This window comes from Acinetobacter sp. M5A5_2a (assembly GCF_053345265.1).
The window spans coordinates 54727-67278 of record NZ_JBKEZV010000009.1 but is presented as its reverse complement, the minus strand read 5'-3'; the positions used below and the strand labels follow the sequence as shown (position 1 = coordinate 67278).

Annotated in this window: 9 protein-coding genes and 1 pseudogene; 7 read left to right on the top strand and 3 right to left on the bottom strand. The window is 39.5% G+C overall.

What is annotated here, in order from left to right; genetic code table 11:
• Positions 1 to 38: 38 nt before the first annotated feature.
• Complete coding sequence (locus tag ACLBWE_RS12460; protein WP_447603204.1) at positions 39 to 638, bottom strand: TetR/AcrR family transcriptional regulator; 600 nt, start codon at positions 636 to 638, stop codon at positions 39 to 41.
• A gap of 180 nt (positions 639 to 818) precedes the next feature.
• On the opposite strand from ACLBWE_RS12460, the gene ACLBWE_RS12455 reads away from it, so the two are divergent.
• From ACLBWE_RS12455 to ACLBWE_RS12445, 3 genes are read left to right on the top strand one after another with little or no spacing between them, the layout of a single operon-like run.
• Entirely contained in the window at positions 819 to 1871 is a 1053-nt protein-coding gene (locus ACLBWE_RS12455; RefSeq protein ID WP_092705378.1) for a sugar phosphate isomerase/epimerase family protein, read from the top strand.
• Positions 1872 to 1890: 19 nt separating this feature from the next.
• Positions 1891 to 2790 carry an alpha/beta fold hydrolase gene (locus ACLBWE_RS12450; RefSeq protein WP_447603202.1) on the top strand — a complete coding sequence of 300 codons (900 nt, stop codon included), beginning with the start codon at positions 1891 to 1893 and terminating at the stop codon, positions 2788 to 2790.
• On the top strand, positions 2774 to 3688 hold the full coding sequence (locus ACLBWE_RS12445; protein ID WP_447603200.1) for an alpha/beta hydrolase: 915 nt from the start codon (positions 2774 to 2776) through the stop codon (positions 3686 to 3688). The genes ACLBWE_RS12450 and ACLBWE_RS12445 overlap by 17 nt, the downstream gene beginning before the upstream one ends.
• Before the next feature lie 121 nt (positions 3689 to 3809).
• Here ACLBWE_RS12445 and ACLBWE_RS12440 read toward each other — a convergent pair whose 3' ends face one another.
• Entirely contained in the window at positions 3810 to 5756 is a 1947-nt protein-coding gene (locus ACLBWE_RS12440) for a phosphatase PAP2 family protein (protein WP_447603198.1), read from the bottom strand.
• 362 nt (positions 5757 to 6118) lie between these two features.
• Here ACLBWE_RS12440 and ACLBWE_RS12435 point away from each other — a divergent pair, with 362 nt between their 5' ends.
• Positions 6119 to 6541: a DoxX family protein gene (locus tag ACLBWE_RS12435; RefSeq protein WP_092705374.1), complete on the top strand. Its 423-nt coding sequence runs from the start codon at positions 6119 to 6121 to the stop codon at positions 6539 to 6541.
• A 146-nt stretch (positions 6542 to 6687) separates the two neighbouring features.
• Here ACLBWE_RS12435 and ACLBWE_RS12430 read toward each other — a convergent pair whose 3' ends face one another.
• Positions 6688 to 8067 carry an EAL domain-containing protein gene (locus tag ACLBWE_RS12430; RefSeq protein ID WP_447603195.1) on the bottom strand — a complete coding sequence of 460 codons (1380 nt, stop codon included), beginning with the start codon at positions 8065 to 8067 and terminating at the stop codon, positions 6688 to 6690.
• 369 nt (positions 8068 to 8436) lie between these two features.
• Between ACLBWE_RS12430 and ACLBWE_RS12425 the strand changes: the two genes are divergently transcribed.
• The 3 genes and pseudogenes from ACLBWE_RS12425 to ACLBWE_RS12415 all read left to right on the top strand — a co-directional run bounded on the left by ACLBWE_RS12425 (position 8437) and on the right by ACLBWE_RS12415 (position 12530).
• On the top strand, positions 8437 to 8943 hold the full coding sequence (locus tag ACLBWE_RS12425; RefSeq protein WP_017390315.1) for a sigma-70 family RNA polymerase sigma factor: 507 nt from the start codon (positions 8437 to 8439) through the stop codon (positions 8941 to 8943).
• Positions 8944 to 8973: 30 nt separating this feature from the next.
• Positions 8974 to 9940, top strand: a pseudogene (locus ACLBWE_RS12420) (FecR domain-containing protein).
• A gap of 58 nt (positions 9941 to 9998) precedes the next feature.
• On the top strand, positions 9999 to 12530 hold the full coding sequence (locus ACLBWE_RS12415; RefSeq protein WP_447603193.1) for a TonB-dependent siderophore receptor: 2532 nt from the start codon (positions 9999 to 10001) through the stop codon (positions 12528 to 12530).
• Positions 12531 to 12552: the final 22 nt, after the last annotated feature.

The following is a 12552-nucleotide window of genomic DNA, read 5'->3' as shown; positions in this document are numbered from 1 at the left end:
TCTGCCAATACAATATAAGTTAAATAAACCTCAATTCACTAAACACTCACAACATATTGATCTAGATTCTTTAATGCAAAATTAATGACCCGAGAAAGCTCTTCTTGCGAATATCCATCTCTTGCTTGAACAGATAATCCATGCAGAACGAGCGCGTAATATTGCCCTAAGGTTTCAGGGTCAGCCTCTGCCACTAATTGACCGTCTGATTTTGCCTGAACAAATCGATCAACTAGACTCTGACCCCGAGCAATACGCTGTGCTTTCATCCAGTCTAAAACAGCTTGGTTTTCTTCGCCTAGCACGCTCGCTGCGGACACAACCATGCACCCATACGAATGGTTGGCTTGCGTGTAAAGCGCTAGCGCATCTTGAAATAATTGGCTGATGGCATCTTTAATATTTTTTTGCTTTAAAGCATTTAACGCAAAATTACCTTCATTTTTTTCATAGTGATTTACGGCTTCTCTAAACAAAGCCTCTTTCGAGCCAAATGCTTTATAAATTCGAGCTGAGGCAATCCCCAAAACTTCAACTAAATCTGACATTGATGTGCCTTCATAGCCATGAAGCCAGAAGAAATCTCTCGCTTTTACGAGGGCTTCTTCTCGATCAAACTCTCTTGGTCTGCCAGCCATAATGACCCTTCATCAAACTTAGTACGTCTTTTCATTATTATTCGAAAAAAATATTTTCACAAATAAATCAAAGAGATTTATTCAAAATAGTCCCGTTTTGTTTTGATTTTCAAATAAAAAGTTGTTTTTATCCAAAATTCAGCCTATTGTTTGTCGATCGACAACCAATTAGATTTTATTATGAAAACCATCAAAGGCCCTAGTATTCATCTTGCTCAATTTAGCGATGATGTTTTCCCTTTTAACCGTCTAGAAGATATTGCTGCTTGGGTAGCAAACCAAGGCTTTGAAGCCGTACAACTTCCTGCTTGGGATAAGCGTTTATTTGATGTCAATTTGGCAGCAGAAAGCCAAGATTATTGCGATGAAATATTAGGTACTTTAAACAATCATGGCTTAAAAATTAGTGAGTTAACGACTCATATTTTTGGGCAGTTAATGGCTGTGCACCCTGCTTATGACTCAATGTGCGATAACTTTGCCCCATCTCATTTGCATGGCAATTCAGCAGCTAGAACCGAGTGGGCAAAACAACAAATGCTCGCTTCAATTCAAGCATCTGCCCGTTTAGGTCTTAAAGACATGGGGACATTTTCAGGCTCTTTGGCATGGCCTTATGTATTTCCATTTCCTCAAAGACCATCAGGACTCATCGAGACGGCGTTTGATGAATTAGCACGTCGTTGGCTTCCTATTTTGAATGCTTGTGATGAACAAGACGTCAACCTTTGCTACGAAATTCACCCCGGTGAAGATTTGCATGACGGCATTACATTTGAAATGTTTTTAGAGCGAACTCATAACCACCCTCGTTGCCATATTCTTTTTGACCCAAGCCATTTTGTTTTGCAGCAACTGAACTATGTGGAATATATCGATATCTATAAAGATTTCATTCGCATGTTTCATGTTAAAGATGCCGAATTTAATCCAACAGGTCGCCAAGGAATGTATAGCGGCTATCAAAGCTGGGGAAATCGAGCAGCTCGATTCCGTTCTACGGGTGATGGTCAAGTTGACTTTAAAGCGATTTTTTCCAAGTTAGCGCATTACGACTACGAAGGCTGGGCCACATTAGAGTGGGAATGCTGCCTCAAAAATAAAGACGATGGCGCACGCGAAGGTGCCGAGTTCATTAAGCAAAATATTATTCATGTCACCGATAAAGTGTTTGATGACTTTGCCGCAGCCCCTGTGAATCAGACTCAAATTAATCAGTTATTAGGTATTTAAGGAATCGTAAGAGATCAACATGAAAACTCAATTATTCAATGAAAACTCACATAACGAATTCCATCATCATTACACTCACATCGAAAGTAAAAAATTACACTACGTCACCTTAGGGGAAGGTCCAGCTGTATTGCTTATTCCGGGCTGGCCGCAGACATGGTACGCGTGGCACAAAGTCATGGTTGAACTGGCGAAACAGGGCTATCAAGCCATCGCTGTTGATTTACCCGGAACAGGAAATTCAGCTCCACTGGATGGAAGTTACGATACGGGGCGTATCGCTAAAATTTTATCAATGCTCATGACTGAACTTGAATATCCAACTTATTCGGTTGTTGGTCATGATATTGGGATGTGGGTTGCCTATGCGCTTGCATCTGACTTTCCTGAGTCAGTGACTCGTCTTGCGGTAACAGAAGCAGTGATTCCCGGTTTGGCACCTGCACCTCCTATTTTTGTTGAGCCGAGTGAAAATATCTTTCTTTGGCATTTCATGTTTAACCAAACCCTAGATTTACCTGAAGCTTTAATCACAGGCCGTGAAGATACTTATTTAAATTATATGTTTGATAAATGGTCGTGGCACAAAGATAAAGTGGCGATTGAAACTTATATTGAAGCCTATAAAATTCCGGGTCGATTAACAGCGGGTTTTAATTATTACCGTTCTATTCCAGAGACCATACGTCAAAATAAAATCAGAGAAACTAAAAGCTTAGACATGCCAGTTTTAGCCATAGGTGCTGAACATGCCACAGACAATGCACCTTATGAAACCATGAAAAAGGTTTCACCCCATTTAACCAGTGCGATTGTAAAAGACTGCGGTCATTTCATTATGGAAGAACAGTCAGAAACATTTAGCTCTCTCATTTTAGATTTTTTGCAGCAGGAAAAAAGCCATGCCTCTACTTGCTGAAATTGAAAACTGGCTTAAGTCCAAACCAAGTACACAAGAAGTAAACTCGTTGCAAGAGCTAAGGGAACAAGTAAATAAAGACATTATTGATCAGCAAGGCATTCATCATGATGCAAGCTATCAGCAAAGTTTTCATGTTGCTGTTTCTGATGGTGCCGAAATTGAAGTGCGTGTTTATGTTCCCTATTCACTCGAAAACACTGAGCAACGGCCTGCTTTAGTTTTTGCGCATGGTGGAGGCTGGTGCCTTGGAAGTTTAGACGCATGGGACCGCTCGTGTCGGTTATTAGCAGAATCCACTCAACTGGTTGTGTTTTCTGTGGACTATCGATTGGCTCCAGAGTTTAAGTTTCCAACTCCTCTAAATGATTTTTTTACAGCGTTCCGCTATATCCATGAGAATGCTTCACTGTTTGGAATTGATCCAAACCGTATTGCTGTAGGTGGAGATAGTGCAGGCGCAAACATAGCTGCCGCCACATGTCTCATGGCAAAACAACATCCAGAAATTAAGGTGAGCCATCAACTTCTTTTCTATCCTGCCTTAGATGCCACAATGAGTAGTAATTCTTATAGCCAATACGCCGAAGGTTATGGTTTGGACTCATCCACAATGGTTTATTGCTGGGATCAATATGTGCCGTATGAAAGTGAAAAACAGAATGAACTTGTAAGCCCGTTACTCGCTCAGTCTTTAGAAGGACTACCGGATGCGACCATTTTTATTTGTGAATATGATCCCCTTCGCGATGACGGTGAAAGATATGCTCAAAAACTGTGGGATGCCGGTATTCAGGTGAACTTTCATTTGTTAGACGGAATGATTCATGGCGCGATTCACATGCTGGCAATCAGTACCGAGAATGTAAAATCTATCTATAGCAAAATTCGTATGTAGATATATTTTTCCATTATTCAAACATGTTGCTTAGTCGGGCCACTCTTCAAAATTGTTTAATTACACTTCTGGAGTGGCCCAATTAAATTTTAACTATAGATATTGGTTATCCCTGTTACGCTTATGACACCGTGAACTTAACGCTATTATTTTGATAGATTGGCGTAATATCCTTCCCATTCAGTGTCACTTTTTTGTAGGTGCCTTGGACTTTCTTAGCTGATAACACCGTATAAGTGCCTGCTGCTAAATTGTCTTTTGTGACGAGCTGCAATGTTCCATTTAAAGTCAGGGTATTTGCCACTTGAACTGCTGGAAGTGCATTCGATTTTAAAGTGATGTTGAATGTCGTTCCTGCAAGCTGAGTTAAGTTACCCGCAATGTTAACTGTTTTAGCTGAGTTGGTTTTTAATAGGCTATTTTCATGCATATAAATATCACCTTGACCAGCACCGTGCTCAGACAATATTTCTAAACCACCCTGTTTTAAATCAATACCACCCGTAAATGCGCTATTTCCTGTCAGTGCTAAAGTTCCCGTGCCTAATTTGGTGAGTTTACCTGCACCAGTAATATCATTACTCCATTGGTCATATTGGCTAAAGCCACCTAAACTGGCATCCATGGTCAGATTTACATCACCATCAAAGCTGCCATAACCTGCGCCCGCTCTAAACAGGTTTAAGCGACCGTATCCTTCTACGTCGTCCATGACAGGATAACCCGAAGCAAGCGCAGTCGATTTTAGAACTACACGGCGCTGATCAGCCGTTAAATAAGGAAGTCGAGTTTCCAGTAAAACCTCTGCGCCTTTAGGTACTGTGGCTATTTTTGTTTTATCGCCAATTTGATTAAATCCATAGGTCATCCAGTGATTCACCTGCTGTTTTAATTTTTCAATATGGGCAAAACGGTCATTCGCGTCATAAGGTGTTTTGGCCAAACTATAAAATGATTCAAACGTTGAGCTATTAGTCTCTTTCATGAGCTGTGTTTGAGCTTGTAGATAAGCTTCTTTTCGTTGCTCTACAGTCATGGCATTTAAGTTTGCAACATCTGCGGCAATAGATTGAAGTCGACCGCCAATCACGTCCATCGCTGAATGCATGCCCGCAATAATACGTGAATCACCCAAATCTAAACCACGCGCGATCAGTTCCTGATAACGCTGAGGCACTAAATAAGCCATTGCAATTGCATTTCGGCCAGCTTCGGCTGTGTGCCCACTCGGGAATCCACCGTCAGTTGCAGGTGTACTACTTTTTGCAGACTCTAAACTCGGTACAACAATAACTTCTGAACTCCAACGCCACGGGCGAGCATATTTATAAAAGCGTTTTGCAGACTCCGTCGATGAGTTATTTCCCATGGCTTGAACAAATTCAACGACTTTTCCAAAGTTGGCATTTCCATCGGCCGTGGTTAGTCCACTATTATTGCCTTTATCATCATATTTTACTTGTGCGGCATCGGCTGGCACTGAATTGATTGTTGTGGTCTGCCCAGTGAGTTTTCTCCACGGATCGGTTAATGCTCCCATCCCAGTCGTTACGCTATAACTTTTCCCACGTCTATCATCTAAATAGGCACGAATAGCTTCTTCTTCTGTACGCTTATGGGTGGTCTGAATTGAATAATTAATGTTGTAGTTCAATACATCCGCATTCTTTTTTGTACCGTCCGTACTGTCACCCGGTAGACCTGTCCAGTTTGATACAACTACTGCAGGAAAGCCGTCTTTTGCCTCAGCAGATTGGCCTGCATCTACAAATAAACTTGAGGGCGTCCATACCTCTAAAAAGCCACTCAGCACACGTACCCCAGCATTTGTTTCAACCGTGGCATAACGTGCATCGCCACGTTGATTGGTCATCCACGAATCTACAATAGTGGTGATATTTGATGGGACTGGAGCAGTATCCTCAAAGCCTACGCCCTTTGGCGCTGCGGGTATTTCTTGATTTGCTGCCGAATTATCATCAGAAGAATTGCTGTCATTACAACCTGTAAAAAAGACCGAACAAGAGATAAGAGAAAGTAAAAGTGTATTTATTTTAAAGCTTGACATGATGTGACCCGTTTAATAAATATCCGTATCTTTCATCATTAATGTTTAGTTGTTATTACATATAACTAGTTAATTTAAATTTATTCTAAATAATATCTTTGCAGTTTTATAGGTCGGAACTGCCCATAAGCAAATGAATAAGGAAATTCTTTAAAGACAAGGATATTAGGTTCAGAGGATGCAATTGTGAAACATTCTAGGTGATACTATACTCATACGCAGGAACACTATGTTTGGTATGGGCTGATTCGGCTATCGATATAGAATTATAAGAGTACAACCACTCTAATTAGAACTATCAAAAACGATTAAAGGTGCTCTCTATCACACTATCAACAATATACATATAAGGTGTATTTCACATGAATAACTTACAATATTTTGAACTAAAAAGTGCCAGATCAATTTTATTATTACTTGCACGTGTACTGCTAGTTGCTCTTTTTCTCATCTCAGGTATACCAAAATTGATTGGGTTTGAGGGCACTGTGGGTTACATGCAATCATTACATACCCCTCTTCCTGTTGTTGCAGCCGCTATTGCTGTAGCAATGGAAGTAGGAGGATCTCTTCTTATTGTGCTTGGCTTCTTTACCCGTCCAGTTGCTTTAATTTTTGCTTTATACACATTAGGAACTGCAATCATCGGCCATGCATATTGGAATATGACAGGTGATGCCGTTCATCCTAATATGATTAATTTTTATAAAAATATAAGCATTATTGGGGGATTCATTTTATTAGCGTTCACTGGCCCTGGAACTATCTCTTTGGATAAAAAGTAATATCCTTGAGTTTCCAGTTAATTTAAAAAGCATGAGCTAAACGAAATAAACTAATATAAGTAAATTAAGAAAAAAGAGAGCTTGAGCTCTCTTTTTTATTTTAAAAACTCATAAAAAATAAGAAGAACATCCAATGAAATCAAAAACTAATCCGAACTATTCAGATGTGATACTTGTTTAAGAAAATCTTTTAAAGGCACTGGGACTCCCCATAAATAGCCTTGAAACTCAGTACATCCATTGTTTTTAAAAGCGCTAAACTGTTCAGCAGTTTCAATTCCTTCTACTAACACTTGTAGGTTCAAATCTAGTCCAATTTTAATAATACCAGTGACTAATTTATTACTACGTTTATCATCCAAAGCTGCTTGTACAAAGCTACGATCAATCTTGATTTGCCTAATGGGCATCTTTTGTAAATAGCTTAAAGATGAATATCCTGTACCAAAATCATCAAGAGAAAGCTGAATTCCTTGTTTAGATAAGATATGCATTTTTTCAATCATGCTGACACAATTCGTTAAAGCAATATTTTCAGTGATTTCTAATATGAGTCGAGATGGATTTATCTCATACTGCTGAATCAGCCCGATCACACTCTGCTCAAAGTTTGGTTGCATGAAGTGATCAGCACTAATATTGATTGAAAGCGTAAGATCTTTGGTCTCGTCTTTTTTACTCCAATCTTTTAAAACTTTGCAGGCCTGAGCCAATACCCACTCCCCAATCTCTGGCATTAATCCAAAATTTTCAGCCGCGGGAATAAAATCTTTTGTGGGAACATAACCTAAAACAGGATGTTGCCATCGTAATAAAGCTTCTGCGCCAATTAGTGTTTCAGAAGCATTGATTTGCGGTTGATAAAAAAGCTCAAATTGTTCTTTTGCCAGTGCTAAGCGCAAGTCTTGCACCATGGTATTTTCTGTCTGTATCTCTAATTGCATGGTGTAAATTGAAATACAAATCATGAGGGTAGCGACACAAGTTGCAATCCAGCCACCATGCTTACGAATATCTTCGGGCAAAGGTATAGCGCTCTCAAGATTAAAAGAGCTACCACTAAAAAATATAAAGCACCCAATCGACAATAGAATTAAAACGATTTGTAAAAAGCTTGGATTTCTACGGTAATTTAAATATCCCAATATCGCCCCAGCAGGTAAAAACAATTGAGCCACCTGCGGACGGTCACTTGTAGCTACATCAAAAAATAAGCAAAAAATGACTGGAAAAACAAGCAAAACGACTTGAGATAAAAGAATGCCCGCTGAAACGCGGTTGATATAAATGAGAAAAAGGCTAAATATGGAGATCAGTGTAAAAAAGATGTCCATACCAACAATCAACCACATTTGAGCAAATGCAAAATATATGGTCCAAAACAAGCAAAAAATAATACAAATAAAGATATTCGCTTTTGCTGCGATTGTAAGCTGCTGATCCTTTACGGCGCGGTAATTTTTCTGACGTTTTTTAAAGTAAGACGAAGCTATCATAAATAAATCAACCGTAAAATATTTCTTCATAGACCCCCATCTTGATCATTGATTTTCCTTTTCAATATTCACCAATAAAACTTCATGTTTTATTCCCTTGTTCTTTATATGATTCTTCTTGAGATCGGTGTTGTTTTAATTGTGGTGGTACAGTCCGGTTGTTTAATTGAATGATGTTGCTTTTTCAATCACCCTATAATTTTAAAGTATTATTCCCTAACGATACATCCCTCAGCGCCCAAGGTACAGGCTTTAAATAGTGAAAAATTAGAACATTACCATTTTTAGAATATATCGTTTCAATGATTGATATTAATAATAATTATCATTACTATTTAAGAATATCTTAAATGTTTGTTTAATTGTGCTACTCATTACCAATTTGTGGGCTCCTCTGCTATGAACCTGAATGTAGATAAACAAGTATGGTTTAGCCAAATTTACCGTTCTCAGCAAACCACGCTCTTGTCATGGTTTAAACATAAACTTCAGCATCATCATCAATCTGAAGACCTGAGTCAGGAAGTGTTTTATCGTGCTTTAAAAAGTGAATATAGTTTTAAACAAATTAAAGAGCCACAAGCATGGCTAATGGGGATCGCCAAGCATGTCATTATTGACCACTGGCGTCGTCAACATATTGAAAATCTCTATCTCGATGCCCTACAACATCTTCCAGAAGAATATTACCCCTCAGCCGAACATGAAGTTTATATTCAAGAAACCTTGTATCAGGTTCATTTAATATTAGAAAAACTCCCCACCCGAACGGCTCAAGTGTTTTTGATGTCGCAACTAGACGGCATGACTTATCGAGAAATTAGTGAAAAAATGGATATTTCTGAGGCCACGGTAAAAAGAGATATGAAACAAGCTTTTTTAGCATGTATAGACCTCTATAATTAAACCCGTTAAACGCGCTTAAATTGCTACCCTATGTCAGATATTACGAAAATCCCTCACCATGTTTTAGATGCAGCCGCAGATTGGTTGGTACTTTTGCATTCAGGGGAAATGACAGCGTTACAGCAGCAACAGTTTGAACAATGGAAAGCTGAAAAAAAAGAACATCAATTAGCACTCCAGCAAATGGAAAAGTTTAGCCATGGTTTAACAAACCTTGCAGGTAACTTCCCTTCCGAAGCGTTAGTCCAGTCCAATCAAAAATTTAATCTCGCTGCTAAACGCAATATGCTGTTGAGTCTTTCGGGCTTAGCCATTGTTGGTTTGTCGGTATATTTCATCCCTTGGGAAAAATGGCAGTCCGACTATCACACCAAAGTCGGTGAAATTAAAAAAGTATCGTTAAAAGATGGTTCACAACTCATTATGGCAAGTAATTGCTATATCGATATAAATTTCACACAAGAGAAACGTCAAATAAAACTAATAGATGGTGAAATTTATATTGAAACGGCAAAAGATGCTCAGCATCGACCATTTATTGTCGAAACAAAGAATGGTTCGGTAGAAGCCTTAGGAACTCAATTTTCAGTGAGACAAGAAAATAGCGAACAAACAAAAGTTAAAGTTTATAAGCACGCAGTAGCCATTGAGCCAGAGAACTCATCTAAACGACAGATATTAAAACAAGGCCAGCGTGCTTTTTTTGATGAAAAATATATTTCAAAATCACTTCCACTCGATAATGATCAACCTTACTGGACCCAACAACTTTTGGTCGTAGATCAATGGCCACTACAAAAAGTATTGGATGAATTATTCCGCTATAAAAAGGGAACCTATAGCATTGATCCGGAATTGAAAGATATTAAGATTTCTGGCGTATTTTCTCTAAAGAACCCTGAGCAAAGCTTAGAAACTTTGGCCTATAGCCATCAACTTGAACTGACCTATTACAGTCCTTATCTGTTAAATATTAAAAAAAGATAAAAAAATGTGACCCTTTTTTTGATCTGGTTCGACTTATAGAGAAATACACTCTCTGTCGAGAAGACCACATGAAGGATTATCAAGCAAAAAGTAAACTGGCTTTGGCTATACGTGCAGTGCTGTGGAGTACGCCATTGGTGGTCACGGCGCTTACCACAACTTCTGCTTACGCTGCACAAACTTATCGTATTTCAATTAATCAAAGCACCCTTGATCAGGCCATTAAGCAACTTGCGATTCAAACGGGTACGACCATTAGCTACGATAATGCCAGCCTTTCAAAAACAAAAAACAAAGCGCTTAAAGGGAATTATGCTGTTGATGATGCTTTAAGCCTGCTATTACAAAATCAGCCATTTGAAGCCGTTAAAGTCAACAATGGCGGATATAGCATTCGAGTGAAGTCTTCTCCCGCTCCGATTGAACCCAAAGTTTTTCAGTTGGAAACGATTAAAACCAAAGCAAATAGCAGTAAAGAATTTGATACGGCGGGTGGTGAAGCAGGTACAGCCCATTTAGCAACGATTCATATTAATGCTGACCATGGCGAAAACCTAACAACCGAAGGTTCAGGTTTATATACGGCGAAGGCGACCACCGCCTCTACTGGCTTAGCCTTAAGTCTGAAAGAAACGCCTCAACTGGTCAGTGTAATCACCAATCAACAAATGAAAGATCAGAACCTGACACAATTAACCGATGTGGTAAGTCAGGCGGCAGGACTCTCTATTAAACAAGGCGGCAATATTGGTAGTGATAATTCCCCTATTTACGCTCGCGGTAAAGAAGTGGATAGTTATTTACTCGATGGCGTGAAGCTCATGAGTTCATATTCAAGTATTTTCCAAAGTCAGGACATGGCTTTATTTGACCGTGTAGAGGTTGTGCGAGGTGCAAATGGCTTAATGACAGGTGCTGGAAGTGCAAGCGCAAGTATCAATCTGGTCCGCAAAAAACCATTACAGGACTTTAAAGCTTCAGTAAGTGCTGACATTGGTTCTTGGGATTCTTACCGTACCGATATTGATGTTTCCACACCACTTAATGAATCTGGGACTATTCGTGGTCGTACCCTATTTGCCTACCAAAAATCAGACTCTTACATCGACCGTTACAACGAAGAACGTAAAGTTGCTTATGCCGTAGTAGAAGCCGATTTAACCGACAAAACCAAAGGCAGTTTAGGTGTTAGTTACCAACAAATTGACATGACTGGCGTCGCTAGAGGTGGCTTACCTAGCTTTTATACAGACGGGAGTTTAATCGATTGGTCTCGCTCAGATTCAGCGGCAGCGAGTTGGACGGGTTCTGACCGTTCTACTACATCTTACTTTGCAGATATTGAACACCAGTTGAATGACCGCTGGAAATTAAAAGGTGTGGTGTCTAGAACCATTACAGATTCTGACGAAATTGTGGGCTATACCTACTCAAGTAAAGGAATCGATAAAGCCACAGGTAGTGGGGCGATGTTGTATGCAACCCGTTGGGATTATCGCCCTACTCAAGATTTATTTAATTTAACTTTAAACGGATCATTTGATTTATTTAATCAAACTCATGATGTAGTACTCGGCACAACCTACACAAAAAGTAAAAATAAACGCCCCACCTATTCTGGCTGGAATAACGGAATGACATGGGACGGCACTCTAAAAAACATTTTTGCTTGGGATGGCAGTACACCTAACCGCCCCGAAACAAAAATAGATGGTTGGTACAGTGGAGATGACCGTAGCCAATCTATTTTTGGTGCCATTCGTCTTAAAGCAACCGACAATCTTGCAGTTATTTTAGGCACACGTGTAGAAGACTGGGAGCGCGTAACGGGCAACCATTCAGATGCTAACAATAAGACCACCTACACAACACAAGAAGAAAGTGGCAAAGTCATTCCATATGTCGGTGTTACCTATGATTTCACTGACAACTGGACTGCGTATGCAAGCTACACCAATATTTTTTCACCACAAGATAAGAAAGCCGTTACAGGCGAATACATAGACCCATTAATAGGCAATAGTACCGAGCTGGGGATTAAAGGTGAGTTTTTTGATAATCAGTTAAATGTTGGCGCTGCTATTTATCAAACTAAAGAGGACAATACAGCGATTGCATTAACCAATGTATTTGCCCCAGATGGTTCTCAAGCATATCGAACAGAATCTGGCACAAAAAGCCGCGGTTTTGAAATTGAAGCGACAGGTAAGTTGACTGATTTATGGCAAGTTTCCACAAGCTTTAGCCGTAACTTATCAAAAGATAGCCAAGACAACCGATTAAATACCGGTGTGCCAAATAACACAGCCAAACTGTTTACGACCTATACCCTGCCTTATCTTGATGAAGCGCTTACCATTGGGGGCGGCATTCGTTGGCAAAGCGAAATTTATGAGAAAAATGCAGTCTCTGCAACGGGTAGATTTACTCAAGAAAGTTACGCTTTGGTCGACTTAATGGCGCGTTATAAGGTGAACAATAATCTTATGCTCAACTTCAACCTTAATAACTTATTTAATGAGAAATACCATTTAGCCACCACAAATAGCTATTACGGCGCTCCAACCAATTTTCGAGTGGGTGTGAAATATGAGTGGTAAATAAATTACTCGACTTTTAAAG